We start from the raw sequence: 26,511 nt of genomic DNA, 5'->3' as shown, positions 1-26,511 counted from the left end.
TCAGTCGATATCCGGGAGGGGAACCATGAAAACGCCCATGAACTTCAAAAAGAAACTGCTCGCAAATCTGGTCAAGGCATCGGTAGCTGCGCTCACCATCAGCACCTCGGCGCTTTCGATTGCCGCCAGCGCCGATGCCAACCTGCGCGGTCACGCTGCGGCCGGCGCGGTGGTGACAGCCAAGCAGATTGCCACCGGCGCCGTGCGTCGCACCAAGGCTGCTACCGACGGCAGCTACGCGCTGGTCGGCCTGCCGCCCGGCACTTACCAGGTCGATGCCGGGCCAGGTACCGAGCGCACCGTCACACTCAGCGTGGCCTCCACAGCATCGCTTGACCTGACCGCCGCGCCGGCGACAGCCGCAGCGCCATCGACTGCAAACGCAACGAACCTCAACGCTGTGACGGTCTCCGCCACCAGCCTGGTTGAAGTCAAGACTTCTGAAGTGGGAGATACCGTTTCGTTGCGTGAAATAAATGCCACGCCAGAGGCCTCACGCAATTTCCTCGAGTTCGCCGATGCGGTGCCGGGCATGATTTTCACCCGGAGCGCCAATGGCAACACGAGCCTGCGCTCCGGTGCCCAGTTCGCCAGCGGCACGAATATCTACATCGACGGCGTAGGCCAGAAGAATTACGTGCTGGGCGGCGGTGGCACAGGCCAGAACAACAGCCAAGGCAATCCATTTCCGCAATTGGCAATCGCCGAATACAAGGTCATCACCTCAAACTACAAAGCCGAATACGATCAGATTTCCAGCGCAGCCGTCACCGCCGAGACCAAGTCCGGCACCAACGAATTCCACGGTGATGTGTTTGGTGATTACACCAACACCAGAATGCGTGCGGAAACACCCTCCGAACAATTCGCCGGCAAGAAACAGGTATCGCACGAAAAAGACTATGGCTTCGACCTGGGCGGACCCATCATCAGAGACCAGGCGCATTTTTACATCGCCTATGAAGGCAAGGAATTCGATAGCCCGATCACCGTCGTTCCAGGCGTTAGCGGCTTTAACAACTTGCTCCCGGCCAGCGCCCAGGCGCTGCTCGGGCCGGCCAGCAACCCGTTCCGCGAAAACAACTGGTTCGGCAAGATCGATTGGGAGCCGTCCGATCGCGACCGTTTCGAAGTGAGCGCCAAATATCGCGATGAAACCGCGATCAGCGGCGTCGGCGGCACCAACGCGGCTAGCGCTGCGGTTAACACCCTCAATACCGACAAGCGTGCCGATCTGCGTTGGGATCACAGCGCGGACAACTGGTTCAACCGCTTGCAGGCAACCTACGAAAATGCTTCCTATCACCCGACGCCAATAATTGCCGGCGACGGCAGTCAATACGTCGCCACGGGCCTCTCGCAGACGCAAACGATCCTGGTCACCGGCGCAGGCCCGTTATCGGAGCAGGACAAGGGCCAGAAAGGTCCCGCGCTGCAAGACGACCTGACTTTCAACGATCTGGAGTGGCACGGCGATCACGTCATCAAGATGGGCGTGAAGTACAAGGCGGTCAAGCTGACCGCTCTGGACTCCGGCGACAGCAACGCGCTGTACAGCTACGCCGTCACCGGGGCCGGCACCGAGTCGATTCCGTATCAGGTGCAATTCGGCAGCCCGACCCCGGGCTTCAACCCGACCGCGACCAGCTCGGACAAGCAGTTCGGCACCTACATTCAGGACGACTGGGCCATCAACGATCATCTGACCCTGAACCTGGGCGTACGCTGGGACTACGAGAAAACTCCGTCGTATCTCAGCTGGGTGACCCCGGCCAATGTAGTTGCTGCGCTGAACAGCCAGGATCCGAACGCGACGGCCGGCCAGACCTACGCACAGACCTTGGCCAAGGGTGGCGTCAACATCAATGACTACATCGGCACTGGACATAACCGCCACGCACAGACCAATGAATGGCAGCCGCGCCTCGGCTTCTCCTACGACATCAATGGCGACGAGAACCATGTGATCTTCGGCGGCATAGGCCGCTCGTACAACCGCAACCTGTACGAAGCCTTGCAGGTCGAGCAAACCAAAGTGGCGCTGTCGCAGCCGACGCTCAAGTTCAATACAGCGGATGTACCTTGCAATGTCGGGGTAGACCCCACCTGCTTTGCCTGGAATCCGGCCTATTTGAACATTCCCACCTTGCAGTCGCTGGTCACCGGTAGCAATGTCGGCAAGGAAGTCGACATGGTCAACAACAACATCAAGGCGCCATATTCCGATCAGATCAGCATCGGCATGCGCAACAAGATCGGCGACTGGAATACGAGCGCCGCTTTTGCCAGCGTCAGGAGCCACGACGGCCTTTACTACCATTTGGGCAACCGCTATCCGAATGGCGCGTTCTGGCAAAACGGCAGCCAGCCATGGGGTAACGGCGTCCCCGGCTTTGGCAGCCTGATCATTGCCGACAACGGATTGGAGACCAAGACCGAACAGGTGCTGTTGTCGGCCGACAAGCCATACACCAAGGAATCCGGCTGGGGCGCGAGCATCGCTTACACCTATACGCACTCGCTCTACAACCACAACAACAACAACCCGGACGACCAGTACGCGTTCGACTACGAGAAGGCCGGCAACTATCCATTCGTCTCCGCCGACGTGCCGAAGCATCGCCTGGTGGTCACTGGCTCGCTGGACGGCCCGTGGGGCTTCCTGTTTGGAGGCAAGCTGACCCTGGCCACGACAACGCCGTCCTTGGGGCAGGCCTTTTACGGGCTCCCGGTCACCAATATGGATAGTGGCGGTGTCGCCGGCAATGGCAGTCGAGCGGTGTCATTCTTTCCGCCAGGCGAGGGTCGCTTCCTGCTTGGCGGAAAGGTCTTCGGCTACCGCGACATCGACCTGCAGGCGACCAAGAACTTCGAGATCCATAACGGCTTGAGCGCCTATCTGCGAATCGACGTGATCAATCTGTTCAACTGGAACAACTATGTCGACTACATCACGGACTACGGCTCCAATGGCAAGTTGAACAGGACTCCAGTGATGTACAACCCTACGGGTGATATCACGGGGTATCCGCGCACGTTGCGCGTGAGCGTGGGCGTGAAGTTCTAGAGGCTCGGTCCCGAGGGCTGGCCGGCAACGGTACACAGGCCTCATACAAAGCCCGCACGTGCGGGCTTTGTTTTGCGGCAATCGTCATGAACATTCTCTGGTTACTCGCACGCTCCCTATGACCGACACTCGCATCAAGAACATTGTCATCGTCGGCGGCGGTACCGCAGGTTGGATGGCCGCGGCGGCGTTCGCCAAGGTACTCGGCGCCGAGTATTCGATCCGGCTGGTGGAGTCCGAAGAGATCGGTACCGTCGGCGTCGGCGAGGGCACGGTGCCTCACCTGAAGCTGTTCAACGATCTGCTGGGCATCCACGATATCGAGTTCATGAAGAATACCCAGGGCACGTTCAAGCTCGGCGTGCAGTTCAATGACTGGGGCCGCCTCGGCGATACGTATATCCACGGCTTCGGCGCGATCGGCCACGACGTGAGCCTGCTGCCGTTTCACCAGTTCTGGATCAAGGCCATGCAGAAAGGGATGGCCTCCGATATCGGCGCTTACTCGATAAATACACTGGCGGCGCCGCTCGGCAAGTTCATGACCTCGGCCACCGACGTACCCGCCAGTTCACCGCTGGCGAACATCGCCTACTCCTATCAGTTCGACGCGAGTCTGTATGCGAAGTTTCTGCGCGGTTACGCCGAACAGCGCGGCGTACGCCGCACCGAAGGCAAGATCGCGCAGACCGTGCTGCGGCCACATGACGGCTTCGTCGAAGCAGTGGTTCTGGAGAGCGGCGAACGCATCGAAGGCGACCTGTTCATCGACTGCTCCGGTTTTCGCGGCTTGCTGATCGAGCAGGCGCTGCATACCGGCTATCTCGATTTCACCCATTGGCTGCCGTGCGACCGCGCGCTGGCCGTTGCTTGCGAAAAAGTCGGACCGCCCACGCCTTACACCCGCTCCAGCGCTCGCAGCGCCGGCTGGCAATGGCGCATCCCGCTGCAGCACCGTACCGGCAACGGCTATGTGTATTCCAGTGCGCACATCAGCGATGACGAAGCGGCCGCGACCCTGCTCAAGAATCTCGATGGCCGGCCGCTGGGTGATCCGCGCCCGCTGCGCTTCACCACCGGCGTGCGCAAGAAGTTCTGGAACAAGAACGTGGTCGCGCTGGGCCTGGCCAGCGGCTTCCTGGAGCCGCTCGAGTCGACGAGCATCTACATGATCCAGTCGGGCATCGCGCGGCTGCTCAACCTGTTTCCGCAGCGCGATTTCAGCGAGGTGGTGATCGATCGCTACAACGCGCAGGCGGCATTCGAGTACGAGCACATCCGCGATTTCCTGATCCTGCACTACCACGCCACCGAGCGCGACGACACGCCGTTCTGGAACCAGTGCCGCACCATGTCGATCCCGGCGCAGCTGCAAGACAACATCCGCCTGTTCCGCGACAGCGGGCGTTTCTTCCGCGACGCCGAGGAAATGTTCGCGACCACGAGCTGGGTGCAGGTGATGCTGGGCCAGCACATCCTGCCGCAGGGCTACCACCCGCTGGTCGACCAGATGCCGGATCAGGAGCTGGCCAGGTTCATGGCCAGCGTCAGCCAGGTAGTCGCCAGCTGCGTCGATGCGATGCCGCCGCATCAGGCATTCATCGATCGCCATTGCGCCGCGCCCGGTCTGGCGGTCGCCTGACCTTCCCCCAGGCCGTCCGGTGGCCATGCCACGGCTCCGCATCGCCCTCCCCATCGTGAGATAGAGCGCTACACCATGCCCAGCAAGCTTTTCCGGATCCTGCATGCCACCGTACTGACCGCCTTGCTGGCTCTCGGTGCAGGCTGGCAGTCGTCGGCCGCGGCAAGGACAGCGGAGCATGGCTACACCGCCCTGCCCAGACAGCAGCAACTGCTGGTCGACGACCTGGAGCGGCGTACCTTCGACTGGTTCTGGCAGAGTGCCGATCCGAAGACCGGATTAGTGCCGGATTCGTATCCGGGTCGGTCGTTTTCCTCGATCGCCGCGGTAGGCTTCGGGTTGACCGCCTATGGTGTCGGCGTCGAGCGCGGCTACGTCACCCGTGCGCAGGCAGCGGAGCGCACCCTGGCGACGCTGCGTTTCTTCGCCAATGCGCCGCAGAACGACAGCGAGGACGATGCCGCCGGCTACCACGGCTTCTTTTATCACTTCATCGACATGAAGACCGGCAAGCGCGCGATGCGCTACGTCGAGCTGTCCAGCGTGGATACCACGCTGCTGCTCGGCGGCGTGCTGTTCGCGCAGTCGTACTACGACCGCGACACGCCGCAAGAAGCGGAGATCCGGCAGCTGGCGGACACGATCTACCGCCGCGTCGACTGGCCCTGGATGCAACCGCGCAAGCCGCTGATCAGCATGGGATGGACGCCGGGCGGCAAGTTCATCCCGACCGACTGGAAGGGCTACAACGAAGGCATGCTGGTCTACATCCTCGCGCTAGGCTCGCCGACCCACCCGGTCGAAGCCGATGCCTGGAAGGCGTGGCTGTCCACCAACCCGCTGACCTGGGGCAAGTTCTACGGCCAGACCTTTCTCAACTTCGCGCCGTTGTTCGGTCACCAGTACACCGAAATCTGGATCGATTTCCGCGGCATCCGCGACGCCTGGAGCCGCGAGCACGATCTGGATTATTTCGAGAACGGCCGCCGCGCCACCTATGCGCAGCGCAGCTACGCGATCGCCAACCCCGGCCGCTGGACCGGCTATGGCGCCAACGTCTGGGGCCTCACCGCCAGCAACGGCCCCGGCGGCCTGGTCGTGAAGGGCGCCGCGGGCGATCGCACGTTCTACGGCTATACCGCGCGCGGCGCCGGGCTCGACTACATCTCCGACGACGGCACCATCGCGCCGACCGCGGCGGGCGGCTCGATCGCGTTCGCGCCGGAAATCGTGATACCCGCGCTGCAGGAGATGAAGCGCCGTTACGGCGCCGACATCTACAACAGGTACGGCTTCGTCGATGCGTTCAATCCCAGCTTCCATGTGCAAACCCCCATGCGCACCGGCAAGTTGCGGCCGATGGGCTGGGTCGATAGCGTGCAGCTGGGCATCGACCAGGGTCCGATCGTGCTGATGGTCGAGGACTGGCGCAGCGGCTTCGTGTGGAACGTGATGAAGAAGAATCCGTACATCCGCAAGGGACTCGAACGCGCCGGCTTCGAAGGCGGCTGGCTGGGCGCGGACACGCCGAGGCCATGAAGCACGGCGGCCGCCCGCATCCATCGCCGCGCGCGCCTTCGATGCGACGCGGCCTGGTGTTGGCGGGTGTCGTTCTGTGCACCGTGCTGAGCGGCGCGTGCGGACGGACGCCGGCGGCCGAGCGGCCACTCACATTCTGGACCATCGGCCGCGAGGGCGAGGCGATCGTCAAGCTGCTGCCGGATTTCGAGCGCGCGCATCCGGACATCCACGTGAAGGTGCAACAGCTGCCGCTGACCGCGGCGCACCAGAAGCTGCTGACCGCGTTTGCCGGTGGCTCCACGCCAGACATGACCCAGCTCGGCAACACCTGGCTGCCGGAGATGGTGGCGCTGCATGCGCTGCAGCCGCTGCAGCCGCGCGTCGACCGTTCCGCCGTGATCAGGCCGGACGATTACTTCGCCAGCATCTGGGCGACCAACGTCATCGACGGCACGCTCTACGGCGTGCCGTGGTATGTGGACACGCGACTGCTGTTCTACCGCAAGGACCTGCTCAAGGCCGCCGGCTTCGACGCACCGCCGCGCGACTGGGCCGAATGGCGGCGCATGCTGGCCGCGCTGAGCGATCCGCAACGCCATGCGTACGGCATCCTGCTGCCGACCAACGAGTACGAGCAGCTGATGTCGCTGGCGCTGCAACAACCCGACCCGCTGCTGCGCGATGGCGGCCGCTACGGCAATTTCCGCAGTGCCGGCTTCAAGCGCGCGCTGACGTTCTACGTCGATACGTTCCGGCTGCACCAGGCCCCGGCAATCACCAACGTGGAAGCCGGCAATCCGTGGTCGGAATTCGGCCACGGGGTCTACGCGTTCTACCTGTCCGGCCCATGGAACATCGGCGAGTTCCGCTCGCGTCTGCCGGCTGCGCAGCAGGACGACTGGGCCACCGCCCCGCTGCCCGGACCCGATGGCCCCGGTGCGGCGGTGGCCGGCGGCTCCAGCCTGGTGATCTTCCGCAACTCGTCGCACCAGCGGGCCGCTTGGACACTGATCGAGTACTTGTCGCAACCGGCGGTGCAGCAGCGCTTCTACGACCTGCTCGGCGACATGCCGCCACGGCGCGCGTCGTGGGCCGGCGGCGCGCTGCGCGACGATCCGAAGGCACGCGCGTTCCGCGACCAGCTGGAACGCGTCAAGCCGACGCCGCCGGTGCCCGAATGGGAGCGCATCGCCAACGAGATGCAGCTGGTTGCCGCGCGGGCGATCGCCGGCCAGCTCACCATCGACCAGGCTGCCGCCGAGATCGACCGCCGCACCGACCTCATCCTGGAAAAGCGCCGCTGGGTGCTCGATCATCCACAGCCATCGGCGGAGGACGGGAAATGAATCGGCAACATGCGGCCTGGCTGTTCCTCGCGCCGGCGCTGCTGGTGCTTGGGGTGTTCTTCCTGCTGCCGGTGCTCGCCGCGCTGGCGCTCAGCCTCACCGACTACGACCTCTATGCGCTGGCCGACATCCGCAACCTGCGCTTCGTGGCGCTGGGCAACTACTGGGCGCTGCTGCAGCGGCCGCTGTTCTGGTCGGCGCTGGGGCACACCGTGTATTTCGTGGCGGTCGGCGTGCCGCTGTCGATCGGCGCTTCGCTGGGTGCGGCGCTGCTGCTGAACTCGCCGCTGGCGCGGGCCAAGCCGCTCTTCCGCACCGCGCTGTTCGCACCGGTGGTGACCACGGTGGTGGCGGTGGCGGTGGTCTGGCGCTATCTGTTCAATACCAAGTACGGCATGGCGAACGCCGCGCTCGGCCATCTGGGCATCCACCCGATCGACTGGCTGGGCGATCCGCACTGGGCGATGCCGACGATCATCGCGTTCGCGGTGTGGAAGAACTTCGGCTACAACATGATCATCTTCCTCGCCGGGTTGCAGGCGATTCCGATCGATCTGTACGAGGCCGCACGCATCGACGGCGCCTCCCCGTGGCGGCAGTTCCGCCACATCACTCTGCCGATGCTGGCGCCGACGATGCTGATGGTGGCTATCCTCACCGTGTCCGGCTATTTCCAGCTGTTCGCCGAACCCTACGTGATGACCGAGGGCGGCCCGCTGCAGAGCACCACCAGTGTGCTGTACCTGATGTACGACGAAGGCTTCAAGTGGTGGAACCTGGGCTCCGCCTCGGCGGTGGCGTTCCTGCTGTTCATCATCATGTTCGCGGTGACCGCGTTGATGCTGAAGGTCTCGCGGCGTGGAGGCGAGTCGTGAATCCGCGGCTGGGGAAGGCCATGATCAACGGCCTCTTGATCGGTGCGGCCATCGTGGCACTGTTCCCGCTGCTGTGGATGCTGTCGGTGTCGTTCATGGCGCCGGGCGAAGCCAGCTCGCTGCCGCCGCCGCTGTTTCCCGCGCATCCCACGATGGACAACTACCGCGAGTTGTTCATGCACGCCGGCATGGGGCGCTACCTGCTCAACAGCCTCGCCGTGTCCAGTGTGATCACCGCGCTGTCGCTGGCATTCAACCTGATGGCCGGCTACGCGTTCGCCAAACTGCGCTTCGCGGGGCGCGAGCGGCTGTTCCAGGCGCTGATCGGCGCGCTGGTGATCCCGGCGCAGGTGGCGATGCTGCCGCTGTTCCTGCTGCTGAAGTACATCGGCCTGGTCAACAGCTACGCCGGCGTGATCGTGCCGGGCATGGCGACCGTGTTCGGCATCTTCCTGGTGCGCCAGTATGCGCGCGGCATTCCCGACGAGCTGCTGGAGGCCGCGCGCATCGATGGCGCCGGCGAGTGGCGCATCTTCGGGCAGATCGTGCTGCCGTTGCTGAAGCCGATCATGGTGACGCTGGCTGTCTTCGGTTTCCTTGCCGCATGGAACGACTTCATGTGGCCGCTGATCGTGCTGACCGGGCAGGAGCACTACACCTTGCCGATCGGGCTGGCCTCGCTGGCGCGCGAGCACGCGCAGGATAGCGAACTGATGATGGCCGGTTCGGTCATCACCGTGCTGCCGGTGCTGGCGCTGTTCCTGGCGATGCAGCGCTATTACCTGGAAGGGTTGCTGCTGGGGAGTGTGAAGGGCTGAGCTATGCACCATGTTCTGGGCTTCTTCTTCGCCGACCGCTCCCCGGCGCATCGTCCTGTAGGAGCCCGCTTGCGGACGATGCTGTTGCTCCAGGTCTTCCCAGTATCAAAGCAACAGCGTCGCCCGCGAGCGGGCTCCTGCAAGGTAGGGTCAGCGACCTCAGAACTTGCCCGCGCGAAAGTCGGCGATCGCTTCATGGATTTGCTCGGGCGTGTTCATCACGAACGGTCCGTAGCGCGCCACGCTTTCGTTCAGCGGCTTGCCGGCGACCACCAGCAGACGTGACGGCGTGTCGCCGGCGGCCAGTTGCAGTTGCCCGCCTTCGGATAGCACGCCCAGTTCGCTGCGGCGCAACTGCTCGCCACCGACCAGCGCCGCTTCGCCTTCGAACACGTAGGCAAAGCCATGGTGTCCGACCGGCAGATCCAGCGTCAGAGTGGCGCCCGGCTGCAGGCTGATGTCCAGGTATACCGGCGCGGTGGCGATGCCCTCGACCGGACCGATCGCGCCGGCCAGTTCGCCGGCGATCACCTTCACCTCGACGCCCTCGGCCGGATGCACTACCGGGATCCGCTCGGCGCCGATGTCCTGGTAGCGCGGCGCGGTCATCTTGTCCTTCGCCGGCAGGTTCACCCACAGCTGGAAGCCCCACATCAAGCCGTTTTCCTGCTGCGGCATTTCCGAATGCAGGATGCCGCGGCCGGCCGTCATCCACTGCACGCTGCCCGAGGTGAGATCGCCGCGGTTGCCGTGGTTGTCCTGATGCTGCATGCGCCCGGCCAGCATGTAGGTGACCGTCTCGAAACCCCGATGCGGGTGCTCCGGAAAGCCGGCGATGTAGTCGCCGGCTTTGTCGGAACGAAATTCGTCCAGCAGCAGGAATGGGTCGAGCATATCCAGCGCCGGCTGGCCGATGACGCGCTTGAGCTTCACGCCGGCGCCGTCGGACGTGCCGGTGCCGCGGATGCGGCGGGTGATGTGGCGGTCGCTCATGGCTTGCTCCGGTAAGAAATGACTGACCGCCAAGATGACTCCCTTCCCACGCTTATCCAAGCACCGGCGCGGGAACGGACTGTTTCGACCATCGCACGCTGGCGCGGCATGCGGTAGGAGCCCGCTAGCGGGCGATGCTTTTGCTTTGAATCTTCATATCCGGACATCAAAGCAACCGCATCGCCCGCGAGCGGGCTCCTACGCGAGCAAGGTCAATGCACCCAATGGCCACTGCGCTGACGCGGCGGCGCGTTGCCGTCTTCTTCCTTGTCGGGGCGCTGCTGCAGCACCATCGTTTCCACTTCCGCCTCGGTCGCCGGCTTGGCCTGCCAGTACTGATTGACCGCGCCGAGCACGGCCGGCACCTGCGCCAGGCATTCGTCGTATTCCTCGTCGCTGAGCTTCTCGAACTCGGTATCGGCACTGAGGACGCCTTCGTCCACCGCCAGCGCCATTACCGGGCCGAGCAATTCCATCAGCTGCGGATCTTCGGCCAGGCGGTTCTCCCACAACGCGGCGCGCAGGTCGATGCCGCGGCTGAAGCCCTCGCACCAGCCGGCTGCGGACAGCATCGGACCGGTTTCCATCTCGATTTCGCCCAGGATCGGTTCGTAGGCTTCGACATCGAGTTCGGCGCTGATCGAGTCGTTGAGCTTGGCCAGCAGCGCCAGCACCCGATTGCCTTCGTCCTCGTCGGCGAACGGTTCGTGCAACACCTCGGGCAGCCATTCGTCCGGCAGCACCAGCAGCGGGCCCACCGCCAGCGCGCTCAGCAGGCCGTGCACGCCATCCAGCAGCAGGTCGCCTTCGCCGGTATGCGCGCGCAGGTAGCGATCCAGTTCATCCAGTTCGTTGTCGTCCAGCGAGCTGGGCCATTCGGTTTTTGAAGTCATTTATGAGCGGGCTCTTATATCCAGTTCCAGCGTCACCGGCGCGTGGTCGGAAGGACGCTCCCAGCGACGCGGTTCGCGGTCGATCGCCGCCGCCGTGGCGGCGGATTTCAGTGCTTCGCCGATCAGGATCAGATCGATGCGCAAGCCCATGTTGCGACGGAACGCCGCCTGCCGATAGTCCCACCAGCTGTAGTGTTCAGCACCGGCTTCGAACAGCCGGAAGCTGTCATGCAGGCCGAGATCGGTGATCGCCTTGAGCCCGGCGCGCTCCGGCGGCGAGCACAAGATGTCCTCGCCCCAGGCGACCGGGTCATACACGTCACGATCGTCCGGGCAGATGTTGAAATCGCCCAGCACCACCAGGTTGGGGTAACGCTCCAGCTCGCGGGCCAGGAATTCGCGCACCTTGGCCAGCCAGTCCAGCTTGTAGGCATATTTCTCGTCGCCGACGGCCTTGCCGTTGACCACGTACAGATCCACCACGCGCAGGTCGCCGATGCTGGCGGAGAGAATCCGCCGCTGCGGGTCAGCCAGTCCGGGAATGTCGGTGACCACGTCGCGCGGTTCGTCGCGAGCCAGGATCGCCACGCCGTTGTAGGTCTTTTGCCCCGAATACACCGCGTGGTAGCCGGCCGCGGCCAGCTCGTCGACAGGGAATTTCGCGTCTTCCAGCTTGGTTTCCTGCAGCGCCACGATGTCCGGCTGTGCATCGGCCAGCCACTGGGTGAGATGCGGCAGGCGCACCTTCAGCGAATTGACGTTCCACGAGGCGATTTTCATGTCGGCATTGTAAGGGAAGCGTCCAGGCGGGTTGCTTCGAGCGAGGAGTAACCGCGAGCAGCGCCGGCTGGAACGGCGCTGCGGTGCCGTTTGCCTCGGCGAAAGGCCGGATCGGGATGGCTGGGAGGGCCGATATACAGGAATTTGCGTGGAAAACCCACCGAAACCTTGCATTCCGGTGTATGCTGGGTAAGCAAGAGTCCGAGGCAACTCCGATTTCCTGCTTCTATTGCGGTCAAGTGCATCACGCTCCAAGCCGCAAATCATCCATGCTTCAAAGGTAATGTTACATGTCGGATCGTCAGAGCGGTACAGTCAAGTGGTTCAACGACGCCAAAGGTTTTGGCTTCATCACCCCGGAAAGCGGTGACGACCTGTTCGTGCATTTCCGCGCGATCCAGGGCACGGGCTTCAAGTCCCTGCAGGAAGGCCAGCGCGTCACGTTCGTCGTCACCAAGGGCCAGAAGGGCCTGCAGGCTGAGGAAGTCCAGGTTGCCTAAATCCTTCGGGATTTGAGCGATCTTGAAAAGCCCGCTTCGGCGGGCTTTTCTTTTGCCCCGGATTTCTTTTCGCCGGGGGAACTTGCCGTGTTGCGCCGCCAGGCCGGACGGCGCGACACGGTGGATAGCATCAGGCCAGGCCGTGACTGCGCAGCAGCGCCTCCGGTTCGGGCTTCCTGCCGCGGAACGCGATGAAGCTTTCCAGCGCGGGACGGCTGGCACCCACCGCGAGGACCTCGCGGCGGAAACGGTCGCCCGTAGCGCGATCGATCACGCTTCCGTTTTCTCCGACACGTTCCTCGAACTCGCCGAACGCATCGGCACTCAGCAGCTCGGCCCACAAGTAGCTGTAGTAACCGGCCGCGTAGCCACCGGCGAAAATGTGGCTGAAGCCGTGTGGGAAACGCTGCCATGCCGGCGGATGCAGCACGGCGACCTGCTTGCGTACGTTCTCCAGCACGGCCAGTGCGCGGGCGCCTTGCGCAGGGTCGTAGTCGAGGTGCAGCAGGAAATCGAACAGCGCGAATTCCAGCTGGCGCACCAGGAACAGGCCGGCGTGGAAGTGGCGTGCGGCGAGCATGCGTTCGAACAGCTCGTCCGGCAGTCGCTCGCCAGTTTCGTAGTGGCGGGCAAACAGATCCAGCGCCTGGCGGTTCCAGCCGAAGTTTTCCATGAACTGGCTGGGCAGCTCCACGGCGTCCCATTCGACGCCGTCGATGCCGCCGATGGAGGGCAGCGCGATCTCGGTGAGCAGGTGATGCAGGCCGTGACCGAACTCATGAAACAAGGTCAGCACGTCGTCGTGGGTGAGCAGGGCCGGCTTGCCCTCGGTCGGTGGCGCGAAGTTGCAGGTGAGAAAGGCCACCGGCAGCTGCCGATGCTCGCCGTCGTCGAAACGGGCGCGGCAGACATCCATCCATGCGCCGCCCCGCTTGCCGTTGCGCGCATACAGATCGACATAGACGCCGGCGAACACGCGGCCATCCGCATCGCACACATCGTAGTAGCGCACGTCCGGATGCCACGCGTCGACACCGTCGCGCAGGGCCAGCGTGATGCCGTACAGTTTTTCGGTGAGCCCGAACAGGCCATCGATCACCGCAGGCATCGGGAAGTACGGCTTGAGCTGTTCCTCGTCCAGCGTGTACTGCTGCTGGCGCAGTTTTTCCGAGGCGTAACCGACGTCCCACGATTCCAGGTTGTCGAGTTTCAGCACGGTGCGGGCAAATTCGCGCAGCGTGGCCAGCTCCCGCTGCGCCACCGGCTTCGCCCGGGTGGCCAGGTCGTGCAGGAATTCCATCACCTCGGTCGGCGATGCGGCCATCTTGGTCGCCAGCGATTCTTCCGCCGCGTTGGCGAAGCCGAGCAGCTGCGCGGCCTCGTGGCGCAGCGCCATGATTTTCTCGATACGCGCGCTGTTGTCGAACTTGCCCGCGTTCGGGCCCTGGTCGGAGGCGCGTGTCTGGTATGCCCAGTACACGCGCTCACGCAGGCCACGGTTGTCGGCGTAGCTGAGCACGGCTTGCACGCTGGGCTGTTTCAGGGTCACCAGATAGCCGTCCAGGCCCTGGTCCTCGGCATACTGGCGCAGCACCGCGCGACCGGATTCGGGGATGCCGGCGAGATCGCGTTCGTCGCCGATGTGTTCGTGCCATGCCTCGCTGGCATCGAGCACGGCGTTGGAAAACTCGGTGGAGAGTTTCGACAGCTCCACCCCGATCTCGCGAAAGCGAGAACGCGCGGGTTCTTCCAGCGCGACGCCGGACAGCCTGAAGTCGCGCAGTGCATGCTCGACCAGCGCGCGTTCGGCACGTGGCAAGGCGGCGAAATCCGGCGCATCGGCCAGCGCCTGCACCGCGGCGTACAGTGCGCGGTTCTGGCCCAGCTCGATCGCATGATCGGTCAGCTTTTCCTCGGCCGGGGCGTAGGCCTTGCGCAGCGCTTCGTTATCGGCCACCGAATGCAGGTGGCTGACCGGTGCCCAGGCCCGCGCGAGTCGCTGTTCCAGCCGTTCCTGCGTGAGCATGACCGTGGCGAAATCACGCGGCGCACCGGGCGCCGTGAGCGCATCGATGCCGACGCGGTAGTCGGCAAGAATCGTGTCGACCGCCGGTTCGACATGCTCGGGGCGGATTTGCGTGAATGCCGGCAAGGTGTCGTCGGCCAGCAGGGGGTTGTCGTGACTCATGAACGCTCCTTTTCAGGCTGCCAGCGTGGCGACCGCGCGGGACGAAATCAAGCACCATCATTTGATGGCGACCAGGGGATGGTTTCGGCACCGCGCTCAAAGCGCCACACGGGATGCCGCGGCCGCTACCATGTGCGGATGAATCCCCTGCGCAGCTACAAGGGCATCGCGCCCACCCTCGGAAAAAGGGTCTACGTCGACCCTGCCGCCACCGTGATCGGCGACGTGGTACTCGGCGACGACGTGTCGATCTGGCCCGGCACGGTGCTGCGCGGCGACGTCAATTACATCCGCGTCGGCGCCCGCACCAGCATCCAGGACGGCGGCATCGTGCACGTCGCCCACGCCGGACCGTACGGCCCGGGCTTCCCGTGCCTGATCGGCGAGGGCGTCACCATCGGCCACGCCGCCGTGGTCCACGCCTGCACGATCGGCGACTACTGTCTGATCGGCATGCACGCCAGCGTGCTGGACGGCGCGGTGGTTCGGAAGTACGGCTTCGTCGGCGCCGGCGCGCTGATCCCGCCGGGCAAGGTGGTCGGCGAACGCGAGCTGTGGCTGGGCAACCCGGCGAAGTTCGTGCGCCTGCTCAGCGACCGCCAGATCGAGCACCTGCATTACTCGGCCGATCACTACGTTCGCTTGAAAGACGAGTACCTGGCAGCCGCCTGAGGATTTGGCTCAGCGCGCCGCGCCCGCGACGGCTGCTCGCTGGATGCGCTCGGCTTCCGCTTCATGCCGCTTCGCTTCGATGTTGCGTGCCGCGGAAAGCTTGCCGCCAAGCAGGGCCAGCGTGAAGTTGTCGCGGTCGAACTCGCGCAGCAGGTCGATTTCGCGACGCGCTTCGTCCAGCTCGTTCTCATTGATGTTGCGCTCGATTTCCACCGCGGCGCGCGGAAACGATTCACGCAGCGCGTCCCGGGCCGTCGGGTTGTTCGGTTCCAGCTGCAACACGCTGAGATAGAACTCCCAGGCATTGCTGCCTACCGGTGCGATCAGGCGATTGTCGTGCATGGCGTCGCGCGCCAGCCCCAGCAGGATGTGGGTGCCGCTTTGCGCATCGTTGGCGGACGCGTCCGTCGTCTGGCTGGACGAAGTTGCGTCGCCGTTCGACGACGCGGCTGCGGTCGCGTGGCTGTACCAGAAGATGCTGCCGGCGGCGGCGAGTATCAGCAGCGAAACGAAAGCAAGCGCGCTGCGGCGCGGCGCGACGGAGAGAAAACGGAACATGGCACCTGCTGCATGACGTTCGGCCGCGCACGGAAGTTGCCGCCTTCGGCACGCTCCCAGCGGATGTCGCCACGGTAGCCAAGCCGTGTGTCAGTCATGTTGCACGACATCGCCGTCGCCACCGGCCCGGGTGGCGACGGCGACATTTCATCCGGTCAAACTCACCAACCCAGCACGGCATTGCCGCTGTCGGGCGAGCCGTCCGGATGGCTGAACCAGGACACGCTGTTCTGGTTGTTGCGGCAGCCACTGCCGCTGGCGTAGCCGGTCACCACGCCGCTCTGCGCGGTGACGTTGCGGCGATAGCAACCGCCCAGCGAATCGCTGAACGCGAACGCCTGCGCGCTGTGCTGCCCGGTATGGCTGGTCAGGTGTCCGCTGGCGTCGAAGTACAGCGTATCGGCGCTGTCCACCGTATTGTTCACATCGGCCGAGTAGAGCGTGATGTCGAACAACTGATGCTGGCCATGCTTCGCGTAATTCTGGTGCACCACGGTGGCCAGCGCGAAGCTGCCGTCGGCGGCCACCTGCTGGGTGAAGTCCAGATGCAGCGGGTAGCTCAGCTGCTCGCTATATCTGCCGATGACAAAGGCGCCGACGCTGCTCTGGCTGACACTGTCGACCGAAGTGAGCTGGTCGCTCACCTGCCGGTAGGTGGTCGCGTTGATGGTGAAGCCCTGGGTATCGGCAAAGCTCACCGTCTGTTCGACCTTGGTATGCACGCGGCCGTGCGACGTGTTGGCGTAACCCTGGATGATGAAATGCCGGCTGAGCTCGGTGTTGATGTCGCCGGTGATGTTGCCGGAAGCATCGGTAACCAAGCTATCGCTGATAGTCGGTGTCGGCGGTTGATCGACCAGCGTGTTGCGCTCGATCTGTCCGCTGACCTGCTTGAGGTGCGGGTCCAGATACACCAGCAGGCTGGCGGTGGCGGAGAAGTAGTTGTTGGCACCGGCGACGCTCACCGCGACCTGATGCGGCGCGCCGTCGCTGAGCACTCCCGCGAACGGCGTGAGGTCGACCCGGTACGGCATGAAATTCAGCGTCTGCACGCCGGGGGTCGGCCGCCATAGATAGGGATCGATGCCGCCGGTATAGATCCACGGATACACCGGTGCCACACCGGCAGGCTGGCCGTCGATGCTGACCTCTGCCTCGCGGAAATTGCCGCCGCCGCATTCCTGCACCTGGGCGGCATACTGATCGGGCACGCAGGTGTACCAGAACTCATCGGCGTTCTGGCTCTGCACGAACACGTCCAGATAGGCTCGCTCGACGTTGCGCGGCAGGCTGAGCGCCTTCGCCAGCTGGCTGTCGGAGTTGCCCAGCGCGACGGTATTGCCCACCGCATCGCTGCCCAGCGGATAGATCGCATCGGGCGCCTTCGCCGCAGGTGCGCCGGGCGAAGCGGGGTAGAACAGCAGCCGTGCGCTGCCGCCGATCACGCCGGTATAGGTGCTGTTCACGACATTGCCGATGACCGCCTGACCGTTGCCGGCCTGGCGCAGCAAAGCGCTGTAGTCGGTGAGATCGCGTTCCACATGCCAGCTCGGCGCGACCGCGGCCGAGGGCTCCTGGGTAGTGCCGAAATACAGGTTCACGCCGCCCAGCCACAACGTGGCGGTACGGTCGTACTGGCGTCCGACGGTGACCGAGAAATCCGCCTCCAGCACCACCTTGGCCCAATGTGTACCGCAGCCGGTGGGCGGTGTGTAGGTGTACGGGCGCGTATTGAAATCGGTGAAGGTCAGGCCGCTGAACAACTGCACCACGCAAGGCGTGCCCGGCGGGCGCGGCACGGTGGGATCGGCGACAGTGACGTTGGTGGAACCTATCGGGTCAGTTACCGCAGCTGCGTTGAACGCGCTGCCGGCAAACACGAAAGACAGCCCGGCGCAAACCAGGCCACGACGAGTGAACCTTTTCGGCAACATAGGTAAATCCCCAAGTGATGTGCCCCCTGTCGTTCGACGCTAGCACGCCTCCGTTCCGCGTGGGGCAAACAGCCGTCCAAATGCGCGCCGGCGGCGCTGGGCGCCGATTCAGGCGCCGGCAGTCGCCGTTTCCAGCCACGCGAGCCATGCCAGCGCATGCGTCCGATCGGTGCCGCACATCGCCGGTTCCGGCTGCAGGCTAGCGCATACCGCCGGCCGGCGCGGATCGCCGAAGATCGCGCAACGGTTGTCCCCGGTGAGCTGTACACAACGCACGCCGGCCGGCTTGCCGTTGGGCATGCCCGGGATCGGCGAACTGATCGACGGCGCGATGCAGCAGGCGCCGCAGCCGGCCCGGCAGGCCAGCCCGCTCAAGCGGGCTGGCGGCGCAGGGCTTGATAGACCGGCTCGGTATCCGGCCGCTGGCCGTGCCAGAGCTCGAACGCGTCGGCCGCGGTTTCCACCAGCATGCCCAGGCCGTCGAACGCGTGGCGCGCGCCGGCCGTTTTCGCCCATGCCAGGAAGCCGCCGGCCGCCGCCCCATAGGACAGGTCGTAGCACAGCGCGCGGGCGCCGATAAGCGAGAATGGCAACTGCAGCGACACGCCCAGCACGCCGGCCGAGGTCGCGTTGACGATCAGGTCGTAGCTGCCGATGCTGGTCAGATCTTCCCAGTAGCGGGTGTGTGCGCGCGCCGGTTCGCCGATCGCGTCGGCCAGCGCATCGGCCGCTTCCGGCGAGCGGTTGACGATGGTCAGCGTCTCTACGCCGGCATCCAGCAGGTTCCACGCCACGCCATGCGCTGCGCCGCCGGCTCCGAGCAGCAATGCGGTATGACCGCGCAGATCCATGTCGTGGCGCTCGGTCAGATCGCGCACCATGCCGGCACCATCGGTGTTGTGCGCAGCCAGCCGGCCGTCGGCCAGCCGGCTCAGCACGTTTGCGCTGCCGGCGCGGGTGGCCGCTTCGCTGCGCGTATCTGCCAAGGCAAATGCGGCGGCCTTGTGCGGCAGCGTCACATTCGCGCCGCGTCCGCCGTCGGCGAAGAAGCGTTGGACCGCCGCGGCAAAGTCCGCCGGCACCGCATCGATCGTGCGGTAGTCGAGCTCGATGCCGAATTGCCGCGCGAAGGCGCGGTGGATTTGCGGCGACAGGCTGTGGCCGATCGGATGGCCGAATACGGCGAACTGGGCGGGTTGCATGCGGGATTCCCTGCAGGATGACTGGCGCCGCGACGGGCGTCCTGGCATGCATTCTACAGGCCGAAGCTTTTGCGGGATTCGCCCACGCAAGGAAAGCCGACTTTCTGTGGGAGCGGTTTCAGCCGCGATAGCTCTCGCCGCGAAAACAGCAAGAGCATCGCGACTGAAGTCGCTCCCACCATGGGCAACAGCAAAACAAGTCGCAACCTGTGAGATGACGACCGCGCAATTTGCGGCCATCGCCATCGCAAGGACACCGCCATGCACACACCAACCCTGCCTTCCCCGCACCATCAACGCCTGCTCGACGCCGCCATGCTGTGGCTGCTGGGCGGCGGAGCATTGCTGCTGACCACGCTGGTTCCACCGCACACCGAACTGCTCGGCTGGACACCGGCGTGCTGGCTGGCCGGCGCACCGCTGGTCGTGTTGCTCGCGCTGGAGCCGGCATTGCCGCGCCGGCTGCTGACGCTATGCCGGCCGCGGCGGCGCGCCCGTCATGGCATGGTCTGGCACTGAGCCGGGATCGGCTACGGTATCGGTCGCCCGAATCAGCCGGTAACGCCTTGCCGCTTGCGCTCCATCCGGCGCAGAAACTCCTGCATGATGCGCAGGTACAGTTCACTGCCGAGATGGGCATCCTCGACGCCGGCATCGATCGACGGGTTGTCGTTGACCTCGATCACCACCGGCGGTTTGTTGCCGACCTGTTTCAGGTCGACCCCGTAGAGTCCGTCGCCGATCGGCTGGGTCGCCTTCAGCGCCAGCTTGACCACCTCGGCCGGCGCGCCGTTCACCGCGATCGTTTCGAAGCCGCCGGATTTTGCGGTGCCTTTGGCGCCGTGGTTATAGATCTGCCAGTGGCCGCGCGACATGTAGTACTTGCACGCGTACAAGGGTTCGCGGTTGAGCACGCCGACGCGCCAGTCGAATTCGGTGTAGACGTATTCCTGCGCCAATAGCAGCGCGCTGTGCTGGAACAGGCTGCTGGCCGCCTGCGCCAGCGCTTCTTCGTCTTCCACCTTGACCACGCCGCGCGAGAACGAGCCGTCGGGTATCTTCAGCACCAGCGGAAAGCCGAGCTTGGCGACAACGTCCTTCATGCCCTTGCTGTCGTCGCGGTAGAGGATCTCGGTGCGCGGCACGGCCAGCTTGCGCGACACCATCAAGTCGTTGAGGAAGATCTTGTTGGTACAGCGCAGGATCGAGGTCGGATCGTCGATCACCACCATGCCTTCCTTCTCCGCGCGATGCGAGAAGCGGTAGGTGTGGTTGTCGCTGGCAGTGGTCTCGCGGATGAACAAGCCGTCGTACTCGGCCAGGCGTTGGTAGTCGTTCTTGCCGATCGGGTCGACCTCGATGCCGAGTTCCTTGCCGGCGGCGACGAATGCCTTCAGCGCCTTCTTGTTCGACGGCGGCATCTGCTCGGCCGGATCGACCAGCATCGCGATGTCGTAGCGGTAGAGTTTTCGTGCCCGCGGCTTGCGCCACAGCTTCTTGGAGAAGCGGTCGAGCTCCTCGGCGAACGCATCCTCCTGGGCGTCGTCCAGCGTCTGCAGGCCGACCGGCTTGATCGCGCTCACCTGCCACACGCGGTCGCGCTCGAACTCGATGCGCAGCAGCGGGCAGGGGAACGATTCGAACACCTGCCGCGCCAGATCCTGCAGCGCCGGATAGGCGGTCTCGCCGAAGTAGACCAGGATGCCGAAGTCGGTGGTGTCGCGGCCGCCGGCCGGCAGGAAATGGGTCAGCTTCTGGTTGAGGTCGTCGATGTCCACGCCGTACAGCGAGCGCCGGCGCAGGTCGTTCACCGTGCGCACCGACGGCATCACCTTGTGTCCGCGCGCCTCGGCCAGCAGCGACACGTAGTAGCCGGTGCCCAGGTACTTGTAGCTGCGGCACAGGTTGATGACGTGGGTGCGCTCGTCGTCGCCGCCGACCGGCTCGCGCAGGTAATCCATCGCGCTCATCACGTCGACGGACGGGTAGTACGAACTCCAGTCGGAGGCTTTTTCGACAACGATGACCAGACGGGTCATGACACCACTCAGGCGATTCAGCTGCGGCGGGGGAGGGCCCTGCGGCGACAGGGCGGAACACACGAGTCGCGCAGTTTGGCACAGGGCCGCGGTTGCACAAGCGAAAGCGCTGAAGCTCGAATAAACGCCAGTCGACCGCATCAAAAACTACGGGCTCTTGCCGGCCACGGCTGTTAGAGTCCGCGCGTGTCGATCACTCCGCCCCTCAGCCCCACGACGCCGCGCGACGCGCGGCGCAGGATTCCCGACTCCGGCATGCACCCGCTTCCCGCCACCGCCAGCGTGCGCGTCCGCCGCGCCGAAACGTCCGATCTCGATGACCTGGTGACGCTGGAGGGCCGCACCTTCGACAGCGACCGCATGAGCCGCGAGCAGTACCGCCGCCATCTCGACAGCGATTCCGCGCTGGTGCTGGTGGCCAGCGCGAACCACCGAAACTTCCTCGGCACCGCGGTGCTGTTCTTCCGCAAGCGCAGCGGCGTGGCACGGCTGTACTCGCTGGCCACCCAGCCCGAGGCGCGCGGCAAGGGCGTCGGCACGGCGCTGGTCGAAGCCACCGAAGCGGCCGCCCGCCAGCGCCGCTGCCGCGCGCTTCGGCTGGAAGTGCGCACCGACAACCACAACGCGATCAAACTCTACGAACGACTCGGCTACCGGCGCATCGGCGCACTGACGGCTTACTACCAGGATGGCGCCGATGGCTGGCGTTACGAGAAGCTGCTCGCGTGAACCCGCCGCCGCCGGCGGACGGTGTGGCCCAGCGGCTCAGTCGCCCAGCGGTTGCCCGATGCGGCGCGCGGTCGCCTCGTCCGGGCGCGCCACCAGGGCGCCGGTGCGCATCAGGCTGACGCTGTAATGGCCTTGATCCACCAGCGGCAGAAACGCTCCGCTGCCGTAAACCGTGTCGACCTCGGGTAGCCATTGCGGATATTGCTTGCTGAGGCTGCGCAGATCGAACGCTCCGGCTTCGCCGAAGTCGATCACGGTACGTGGCGCACTGGTTTCCTGCGCGGCATCGTCGTAGCGGCCTGACAAGCGATCGAGCCGGTACAGCGGCGGTAGGCCGGCCAGCAGCGCTGGCAATTTCCACTTCAGCACTACGGCTTCCACGCGCCAGTCATCACCGTCCAGCTGGACTTGCCGAAAGCTGCCATCGGGCCAGGTCAGGACCAGTGCCCAGCGCTGCGGAGACAGGATGCGCGCATCGATGTCGACTACCGGCGCTTCCTCGCCGAGCAGCCGATAGCCGCGCAGCGCGAAACCGCCGCCGGCCAGCAACAAGGTGAGCGCAAAAGCGCCCAGGCACAGCAACGCACGCCCACTGGCCGCCAGCCGGCGGCGGCGGTGCAGGTGCCGGCGCAACATCACCAGCTGAACCAGGGTGATCAGCGCGAAGACCGCTGCCAGCAGGAGCAGCACGGTGGTCGGCAGGCGCAGCAGTTTGCTCCAGTCCATCGTGAATCCCTCATCGCCTTGGCGGGCGATTAGTACCGACATCATAACGGCCGACGCCACGGGCATCGTTATACTGAGGTCGTCTCCAGGAACCCGTCACCATGCGCCGATCCCTTCTGCTGCCATTCTGTCTCGTTGTCGCCACGCTTGCCGGCTGTGGCAACAAGGGCCCGCTGACGTTGCCGCCGGCCAGGCCGGCGGCGATGCTGCCGGCGCCGGCAGCACCTGCCACTGCCGCGAGCAGCCCCCTGCCGGCGGCCCGGCAGCCCTGAGCGACGGCGCGATCATGCAGCTGCGCTTTTCCAAGATGCACGGCATCGGCAATGACTTCGTCGTGCTCGATGGCCGGCGCCACGGCATGCCGCTGAACACGGCGCAGATCCGCGCGCTGGCCGACCGGCACACCGGCGTGGGCTTCGACCAGTTGCTGAGCGTGGAGCCCGCGCGCGATCCGTCGTGTGCGTTCTACTACGGCATCTGGAACGCCGATGGTTCGCCGTCGGGCCAATGCGGCAATGGCGTGCGTTGCGTGGCGGCGTGGCTGCACCGCGCCGGCGAGCTGGCGATCGGCGACAACGCCAGGATCGAGAGCCCGTCGGGGCCGGTGACGGTACGCCTGCTGGGCCCGAATGAGGTCACCGTGGACATGGGCGAACCCATCTTCGAGCCGGCGCGGATTCCGTTCGCGGCTGAACAGGCGGCGGATCGCTATGAAATCCGCGTGGGCGCCGACACGCTGCAGATCGGCGCGGTATCGATGGGCAATCCGCATGCGGTGGTGATCGTGGGCGAGCTGACCGATCCGGCGCTGCAGCGGCTGGGCCCGTTGCTGTCGGGCCATGAGCGCTTTGCGCAGAGCGCCAACGCCGGATTCGTGCAGCAACTCGATCGCGGCCGCCTGCGCCTGCGCGTGCACGAGCGCGGCGCCGGCTGGACGCAGGCCTGCGGTACCGGCGCCTGCGCGGCGATGGCCATACTGCATCAGCGCGGCGAAGTCGACGACCGCGTGCAGGTGGAACTGCCCGGCGGCACGCTGCGGATCGACTGGGCCGGCCCTGGCCACGCACTGTGGATGACCGGGCCGGCCGCGTTCGCGTTCGAGGGGGAATGGCCGGTTCCGGCGCACCAAGCCTGATGCAGCGGTTGAAGCGCGCCCCCGTCCATCGCACACTCCAGCCAGACGGCGCGCTCCTTCCGCACGCCCCGTAACGGTCCGAGGACACCTCCACATGAGCGCAACCCTGCTCGATGACGCCACCCAGGCCCGCGTGGTCGCCGCCTATCTGAAGCGCCATCCGGAGTTCCTCAGCGAATATCCCGATCTGGCCGCGAAGCTGACGATGCCGCGCGAGCAGGGCGCGGTATCGTCGCTGGCGGTGTATCAGCTGCAGAGCCTGCGCGACAAGAACGCCGAGCTGGAACGCCGGCTGGCCGAGCTGATCGAAATCGCCGCCGAGAACGAGAAGCTGATGGAGCGCGTCCACGCACTCACCGTGGCGTTGCTGCGCGCCAACACGATGGAAGTGACGGCGCGTAGCGTGGTCGCCAAACTCAGCGCGGACTTCCACACCGAGCATGTCCGCCTGGTGCTGTTCGGCGACGAGCCGCACCTGCCGCGCGCCACCTGGCTGCAGCAGGTGGCCGGACCCGAAGCGTTGCCGGAGTTCGCCGAGTTCCTCAACCAGAACGAACCGGTCTCCGGGCGGCTGTCGGCCGAGAAACTCGGCCGGCTGTTCGACGTGGTCGCCACGGAAATCCGCTCGGTCGCGATGATGCGGCTGGGCGACTCCGGCATGCTGGCGATCGGCAGCCATGATCCGGACCGCTTCCAGCCCGGCATGGGCACGCTGTTCCTGAAGATGATCTCGGCCACCATCGCCGCCGCGTTGGCGCGTTCGCGAGACGTGTCCTGAGCCCGCGATGACGCCCGAACAAGAGGTCGACAGCTGGCTCGCCCGCCTCGCCGGGGAGCGCCACGCTTCGCCGCACACCGTGTCCGGTTATCGCCGCGACCTGGGCAAGCTGTTGCGTTTCATGCAGGCGCAGCAGCTAGCCTCGTTCGACGCGCTGGATGCGAACCGGATGCGGACGTTCGTAGCCGGCGAACATCGCGCCGGCCTGGCGCCGAAGAGCCTGCAGCGCCTGTTGTCGTCCTGCCGCAGCCTGTTCCGCCAACTCAACCGCGAAGGCCTGCTGGACGGCGATCCGCTGCTCGGCGTGCGCGGCCCCAAGGTGCGCCGCAAGCTGCCGCAAGTGCTGGATGTCGACGAGGCCGGCACGCTGGTCGAGACTGACAGCGGCGGCAAACTGGCCGTGCGCGACCGTGCGATGCTGGAGCTGTTCTATTCCAGCGGCCTGCGCCTGTCCGAACTGGTGGGCCTGCGCTGGATCGATCTGGATCTCGATGGCGGCGAGGTACGTGTACTCGGCAAGGGCAGCAAAACCCGCATCGTGCCGGTCGGGCGCCATGCGATAACCGCACTGCGCGCACTGGGCGCCGAAGAGGGCAGGCAAGCCGACAGTCCGATCTTTCGCGGCCGTGGCGGCGCGCCGATCAGTCCACGCGCGATCCAGCTGCGTCTGAAGACCCTGGCGCTGCAACAGAGCGTCCCCAAGAACATCCATCCGCACCTGCTGCGGCATACCTTCGCCAGCCACATGCTGGAGTCCTCCGGCGACCTGCGCGCCGTGCAGGAGCTGCTCGGCCACGCCGACATCGCCACCACACAGATCTACACACATCTGGATTTCCAGCACCTGGCCAAGGTCTACGACGCCGCACATCCCCGCGCGCGGCGCAAATAAATACGGAACTGCTACTCTGCGCTAAACGACAAGCTCCGGACGAAGCCGCCATAAGCCTGCGGAAAAAGTCCTCCTCGACAATGCAGCATGACAACCCACTAGGCAGCCGCCACCGTGACCCGCTCGGAAATCCCACTCTCGGTCACAGTACCCGTGGTGATCGATCACGCCGTGCCACCGAAGCATCGGCACCTGCTGGGTGTGGGTGAGCTGCCACCTCGCGACATTTTTCGCATCCTGCTGCTGCGTCCCAACCACCGACTTGGCAACACGCTGCTGCTGACCCCGCTGCTGACCGAGCTGGAACGGCGCTATCCCGGCGCCGAGATCGACCTGGTCACCGGCTGCGAAGCAGCCGATGACGTGTTCGCCGGGTTTCGCCAGGTGCGCCACATCCATCAACTGACGCGGCGGCCAGGTCATCATCCCGTGCGCCTGTTGCGCACCTTGCTGCGCCTGCGGCGGAGCCGCTACGACCTGGCCATCGACAGCACCCGTGGCTCGCGTTCCGGCCGCTTGCTGCTGTTCCTCAGCGGTGCCCGCCATCTGCTCGGGTTGCCCTCGAGCAAACGTGAAGTACGCGAAGGCGGTTCAGCCTGGCAGAGCGCCCTGGCCCACGCGCCCAGCCACTTTTCGCTGGATGGCGTGTACGCGTTGCGCTGCGCGATGGGACTGCCTTTCCTGGATCAGGACACTCTCTGGCCATCCATGCGCATCCACCTGCGGGCGGAAGAACAGGCATGCGGCCGCGCGTTGCTGGCCGACCTGCTCGGACATGCGCCGGACGGTGACCGTCAAGTCATCGCGCTGTTCCCGAATGCCACCGGCAACAAGCGCCTCTGCGGCGGATGGTGGCTGGAGCTCGCCGACGCGCTGAAGGCCGCGCATCCACACCTGAGCTTCATCGAGATGCTTCCCGCGCACGGCCAGTCGCAGCTGCAGCTCCGCTTTCCTGCCTTCTATTCCAGCAACGTGCGCCGGATGGCGGCCATACTGGGGCAGTGCGACGGCTACATCAGCGCCGACTGCGGCGTGATGCATCTGGCCAGTGCCGCCGGCGTACCCACGCTGGGACTGTTCACGCGGGGCAACCTGACCCGATATCGCCCGCGTGGCCCGCACGATGCAGCCCTTTGCGTCGCGGACTGCGCACCGGCCGCAGTGGCCGCGGCGGCCGCGCCGTTCCTGCAAGCGATGCCGCGCCGAAGCTAGGGCATCGCTTG

Annotated in this window: 25 protein-coding genes; 15 read left to right on the top strand and 10 right to left on the bottom strand. The window is 65.3% G+C overall.

Features of this window, described 5'->3' with window-relative positions; all coding sequences use genetic code 11:
- Positions 1-25 precede the first annotated feature (25 nt).
- From ACFPPB_RS10475 to ACFPPB_RS10450, 6 genes are all read left to right on the top strand, one after another.
- Positions 26-3,067, top strand: coding sequence for a TonB-dependent receptor (locus ACFPPB_RS10475; protein WP_377326783.1), 3,042 nt, complete (start codon positions 26-28; stop codon positions 3,065-3,067).
- Between the two features lie 118 nt (positions 3,068-3,185).
- Entirely contained in the window at positions 3,186-4,709 is a 1,524-nt protein-coding gene (locus ACFPPB_RS10470) for a tryptophan halogenase family protein (protein ID WP_377326781.1), read from the top strand.
- 75 nt (positions 4,710-4,784) lie between these two features.
- Positions 4,785-6,248, top strand: coding sequence for a glucoamylase family protein (locus ACFPPB_RS10465; RefSeq protein WP_377326779.1), 1,464 nt, complete (start codon positions 4,785-4,787; stop codon positions 6,246-6,248).
- The gene (locus ACFPPB_RS10460; RefSeq protein ID WP_377326777.1) at positions 6,245-7,576 is read left to right on the top strand and encodes a sugar ABC transporter substrate-binding protein; all 1,332 of its coding nucleotides are present in this window, start codon (positions 6,245-6,247) and stop codon (positions 7,574-7,576) included. Before ACFPPB_RS10465 ends, ACFPPB_RS10460 begins: the two co-directional genes overlap by 4 nt.
- Positions 7,573-8,451 carry a carbohydrate ABC transporter permease gene (locus tag ACFPPB_RS10455; RefSeq protein WP_377326775.1) on the top strand — a complete coding sequence of 293 codons (879 nt, stop codon included), beginning with the start codon at positions 7,573-7,575 and terminating at the stop codon, positions 8,449-8,451. The genes ACFPPB_RS10460 and ACFPPB_RS10455 overlap by 4 nt, the downstream gene beginning before the upstream one ends.
- 20 nt (positions 8,452-8,471) lie before the next feature.
- Positions 8,472-9,269: a carbohydrate ABC transporter permease gene (locus ACFPPB_RS10450; RefSeq protein WP_377326773.1), complete on the top strand. Its 798-nt coding sequence runs from the start codon at positions 8,472-8,474 to the stop codon at positions 9,267-9,269.
- 159 nt (positions 9,270-9,428) lie between these two features.
- Here ACFPPB_RS10450 and ACFPPB_RS10445 read toward each other — a convergent pair whose 3' ends face one another.
- From ACFPPB_RS10445 to xth, 3 genes are all read right to left on the bottom strand, one after another.
- A complete protein-coding gene (locus tag ACFPPB_RS10445) occupies positions 9,429-10,262 on the bottom strand; it encodes a pirin family protein (RefSeq protein ID WP_377326772.1) in 834 nt (277 codons plus the stop codon).
- 212 nt (positions 10,263-10,474) lie between these two features.
- A complete protein-coding gene (locus ACFPPB_RS10440) occupies positions 10,475-11,155 on the bottom strand; it encodes a YecA/YgfB family protein (RefSeq protein ID WP_377326770.1) in 681 nt (226 codons plus the stop codon).
- Entirely contained in the window at positions 11,156-11,935 is a 780-nt protein-coding gene (xth, locus tag ACFPPB_RS10435) for an exodeoxyribonuclease III (RefSeq protein ID WP_377326768.1), read from the bottom strand.
- A 290-nt stretch (positions 11,936-12,225) separates the two neighbouring features.
- Between xth and ACFPPB_RS10430 the strand changes: the two genes are divergently transcribed.
- Positions 12,226-12,435 (top strand): cold-shock protein, encoded by a 210-nt coding sequence (locus tag ACFPPB_RS10430; RefSeq protein ID WP_007809889.1) that lies wholly within the window; start codon positions 12,226-12,228, stop codon positions 12,433-12,435.
- A gap of 130 nt (positions 12,436-12,565) precedes the next feature.
- On the opposite strand, the gene ACFPPB_RS10425 is transcribed toward ACFPPB_RS10430, so the two are convergent.
- On the bottom strand, positions 12,566-14,623 hold the full coding sequence (locus ACFPPB_RS10425; protein WP_377326765.1) for a M3 family metallopeptidase: 2,058 nt from the start codon (positions 14,621-14,623) through the stop codon (positions 12,566-12,568).
- 138 nt (positions 14,624-14,761) lie between these two features.
- Here ACFPPB_RS10425 and ACFPPB_RS10420 point away from each other — a divergent pair, with 138 nt between their 5' ends.
- Positions 14,762-15,295 (top strand): gamma carbonic anhydrase family protein, encoded by a 534-nt coding sequence (locus tag ACFPPB_RS10420; protein WP_377326764.1) that lies wholly within the window; start codon positions 14,762-14,764, stop codon positions 15,293-15,295.
- Between the two features lie 9 nt (positions 15,296-15,304).
- Here ACFPPB_RS10420 and ACFPPB_RS10415 read toward each other — a convergent pair whose 3' ends face one another.
- From ACFPPB_RS10415 to aroE, 4 genes are all read right to left on the bottom strand, one after another.
- Positions 15,305-15,853: an energy transducer TonB gene (locus ACFPPB_RS10415; protein ID WP_377326762.1), complete on the bottom strand. Its 549-nt coding sequence runs from the start codon at positions 15,851-15,853 to the stop codon at positions 15,305-15,307.
- 161 nt (positions 15,854-16,014) lie between these two features.
- On the bottom strand, positions 16,015-17,787 hold the full coding sequence (locus ACFPPB_RS10410; RefSeq protein ID WP_377326760.1) for a peptide-N4-asparagine amidase: 1,773 nt from the start codon (positions 17,785-17,787) through the stop codon (positions 16,015-16,017).
- A gap of 108 nt (positions 17,788-17,895) precedes the next feature.
- A complete protein-coding gene (locus tag ACFPPB_RS10405; RefSeq protein ID WP_377326758.1) occupies positions 17,896-18,162 on the bottom strand; it encodes a YkgJ family cysteine cluster protein in 267 nt (88 codons plus the stop codon).
- Entirely contained in the window at positions 18,159-18,989 is an 831-nt protein-coding gene (gene aroE, locus ACFPPB_RS10400; RefSeq protein ID WP_377326756.1) for a shikimate dehydrogenase, read from the bottom strand. Before aroE ends, ACFPPB_RS10405 begins: the two co-directional genes overlap by 4 nt.
- A gap of 261 nt (positions 18,990-19,250) precedes the next feature.
- Here aroE and ACFPPB_RS10395 point away from each other — a divergent pair, with 261 nt between their 5' ends.
- Positions 19,251-19,508, top strand: a complete 258-nt coding sequence (locus ACFPPB_RS10395) for a hypothetical protein (protein ID WP_377326754.1) — start codon at positions 19,251-19,253, stop codon at positions 19,506-19,508.
- A gap of 32 nt (positions 19,509-19,540) precedes the next feature.
- Here the strand turns inward: ACFPPB_RS10395 and ACFPPB_RS10390 are convergent, their stop codons facing one another.
- Positions 19,541-21,028, bottom strand: a complete 1,488-nt coding sequence (locus ACFPPB_RS10390; RefSeq protein ID WP_377326753.1) for a RimK family protein — start codon at positions 21,026-21,028, stop codon at positions 19,541-19,543.
- 255 nt (positions 21,029-21,283) lie between these two features.
- Between ACFPPB_RS10390 and ACFPPB_RS10385 the strand changes: the two genes are divergently transcribed.
- Positions 21,284-21,757 carry a GNAT family N-acetyltransferase gene (locus ACFPPB_RS10385; RefSeq protein WP_377326751.1) on the top strand — a complete coding sequence of 158 codons (474 nt, stop codon included), beginning with the start codon at positions 21,284-21,286 and terminating at the stop codon, positions 21,755-21,757.
- Between the two features lie 36 nt (positions 21,758-21,793).
- On the opposite strand, the gene ACFPPB_RS10380 is transcribed toward ACFPPB_RS10385, so the two are convergent.
- Positions 21,794-22,483: a hypothetical protein gene (locus ACFPPB_RS10380; protein WP_377326749.1), complete on the bottom strand. Its 690-nt coding sequence runs from the start codon at positions 22,481-22,483 to the stop codon at positions 21,794-21,796.
- A gap of 101 nt (positions 22,484-22,584) precedes the next feature.
- Between ACFPPB_RS10380 and lptM the strand changes: the two genes are divergently transcribed.
- The 5 genes from lptM (at position 22,585) to ACFPPB_RS10355 (ending at position 26,500) form a co-directional block, all read left to right on the top strand.
- A complete protein-coding gene (gene lptM, locus ACFPPB_RS10375) occupies positions 22,585-22,755 on the top strand; it encodes an LPS translocon maturation chaperone LptM (RefSeq protein WP_377326747.1) in 171 nt (56 codons plus the stop codon).
- Positions 22,756-22,769: 14 nt separating this feature from the next.
- On the top strand, positions 22,770-23,618 hold the full coding sequence (gene dapF / locus ACFPPB_RS10370) for a diaminopimelate epimerase (RefSeq protein ID WP_377326745.1): 849 nt from the start codon (positions 22,770-22,772) through the stop codon (positions 23,616-23,618).
- 94 nt (positions 23,619-23,712) lie between these two features.
- A complete protein-coding gene (locus ACFPPB_RS10365) occupies positions 23,713-24,396 on the top strand; it encodes a DUF484 family protein (protein ID WP_377326743.1) in 684 nt (227 codons plus the stop codon).
- A 7-nt stretch (positions 24,397-24,403) separates the two neighbouring features.
- Positions 24,404-25,288 carry a tyrosine recombinase XerC gene (gene xerC, locus ACFPPB_RS10360; RefSeq protein WP_377326741.1) on the top strand — a complete coding sequence of 295 codons (885 nt, stop codon included), beginning with the start codon at positions 24,404-24,406 and terminating at the stop codon, positions 25,286-25,288.
- Positions 25,289-25,402: 114 nt separating this feature from the next.
- A complete protein-coding gene (locus tag ACFPPB_RS10355) occupies positions 25,403-26,500 on the top strand; it encodes a glycosyltransferase family 9 protein (RefSeq protein ID WP_377326739.1) in 1,098 nt (365 codons plus the stop codon).
- Positions 26,501-26,511 lie beyond the last annotated feature (11 nt).

Origin of the sequence: Rhodanobacter terrae, assembly GCF_042657005.1 — a bacterium.
Classification (GTDB): Bacteria; Pseudomonadota; Gammaproteobacteria; order Xanthomonadales; family Rhodanobacteraceae; genus Rhodanobacter; species Rhodanobacter terrae.
The sequence above is the reverse complement of the archived record's forward strand: the minus strand, read 5'-3'. Positions and strand labels throughout refer to the sequence as shown.

What these genes read in the sequence shown, in the direction of transcription:
- ACFPPB_RS10440 (WP_377326770.1), bottom strand. Translation starts at nt 11,155, where the DNA reads ATGACTTCAAAAACCGAATGGCCCAGCTCGCTGGACGACAACGAACTG.
- ACFPPB_RS10445 (WP_377326772.1), bottom strand. Translation starts at nt 10,262, where the DNA reads ATGAGCGACCGCCACATCACCCGCCGCATCCGCGGCACCGGCACGTCC.
- ACFPPB_RS10410 (WP_377326760.1), bottom strand. Translation starts at nt 17,787, where the DNA reads ATGTTGCCGAAAAGGTTCACTCGTCGTGGCCTGGTTTGCGCCGGGCTG.
- ACFPPB_RS10460 (WP_377326777.1), top strand. Translation starts at nt 6,245, where the DNA reads ATGAAGCACGGCGGCCGCCCGCATCCATCGCCGCGCGCGCCTTCGATG.
- dapF (WP_377326745.1), top strand. Translation starts at nt 22,770, where the DNA reads ATGCAGCTGCGCTTTTCCAAGATGCACGGCATCGGCAATGACTTCGTC.
- ACFPPB_RS10430 (WP_007809889.1), top strand. Translation starts at nt 12,226, where the DNA reads ATGTCGGATCGTCAGAGCGGTACAGTCAAGTGGTTCAACGACGCCAAA.
- ACFPPB_RS10455 (WP_377326775.1), top strand. Translation starts at nt 7,573, where the DNA reads ATGAATCGGCAACATGCGGCCTGGCTGTTCCTCGCGCCGGCGCTGCTG.
- ACFPPB_RS10450 (WP_377326773.1), top strand. Translation starts at nt 8,472, where the DNA reads ATGATCAACGGCCTCTTGATCGGTGCGGCCATCGTGGCACTGTTCCCG.
- xth (WP_377326768.1), bottom strand. Translation starts at nt 11,935, where the DNA reads ATGAAAATCGCCTCGTGGAACGTCAATTCGCTGAAGGTGCGCCTGCCG.
- ACFPPB_RS10425 (WP_377326765.1), bottom strand. Translation starts at nt 14,623, where the DNA reads ATGAGTCACGACAACCCCCTGCTGGCCGACGACACCTTGCCGGCATTC.
- ACFPPB_RS10385 (WP_377326751.1), top strand. Translation starts at nt 21,284, where the DNA reads ATGCACCCGCTTCCCGCCACCGCCAGCGTGCGCGTCCGCCGCGCCGAA.
- ACFPPB_RS10395 (WP_377326754.1), top strand. Translation starts at nt 19,251, where the DNA reads ATGCACACACCAACCCTGCCTTCCCCGCACCATCAACGCCTGCTCGAC.
- aroE (WP_377326756.1), bottom strand. Translation starts at nt 18,989, where the DNA reads ATGCAACCCGCCCAGTTCGCCGTATTCGGCCATCCGATCGGCCACAGC.
- ACFPPB_RS10365 (WP_377326743.1), top strand. Translation starts at nt 23,713, where the DNA reads ATGAGCGCAACCCTGCTCGATGACGCCACCCAGGCCCGCGTGGTCGCC.
- lptM (WP_377326747.1), top strand. Translation starts at nt 22,585, where the DNA reads ATGCGCCGATCCCTTCTGCTGCCATTCTGTCTCGTTGTCGCCACGCTT.
- xerC (WP_377326741.1), top strand. Translation starts at nt 24,404, where the DNA reads ATGACGCCCGAACAAGAGGTCGACAGCTGGCTCGCCCGCCTCGCCGGG.
- ACFPPB_RS10415 (WP_377326762.1), bottom strand. Translation starts at nt 15,853, where the DNA reads ATGTTCCGTTTTCTCTCCGTCGCGCCGCGCCGCAGCGCGCTTGCTTTC.
- ACFPPB_RS10390 (WP_377326753.1), bottom strand. Translation starts at nt 21,028, where the DNA reads ATGACCCGTCTGGTCATCGTTGTCGAAAAAGCCTCCGACTGGAGTTCG.
- ACFPPB_RS10420 (WP_377326764.1), top strand. Translation starts at nt 14,762, where the DNA reads ATGAATCCCCTGCGCAGCTACAAGGGCATCGCGCCCACCCTCGGAAAA.
- ACFPPB_RS10470 (WP_377326781.1), top strand. Translation starts at nt 3,186, where the DNA reads ATGACCGACACTCGCATCAAGAACATTGTCATCGTCGGCGGCGGTACC.
- ACFPPB_RS10465 (WP_377326779.1), top strand. Translation starts at nt 4,785, where the DNA reads ATGCCCAGCAAGCTTTTCCGGATCCTGCATGCCACCGTACTGACCGCC.
- ACFPPB_RS10475 (WP_377326783.1), top strand. Translation starts at nt 26, where the DNA reads ATGAAAACGCCCATGAACTTCAAAAAGAAACTGCTCGCAAATCTGGTC.
- ACFPPB_RS10380 (WP_377326749.1), bottom strand. Translation starts at nt 22,483, where the DNA reads ATGGACTGGAGCAAACTGCTGCGCCTGCCGACCACCGTGCTGCTCCTG.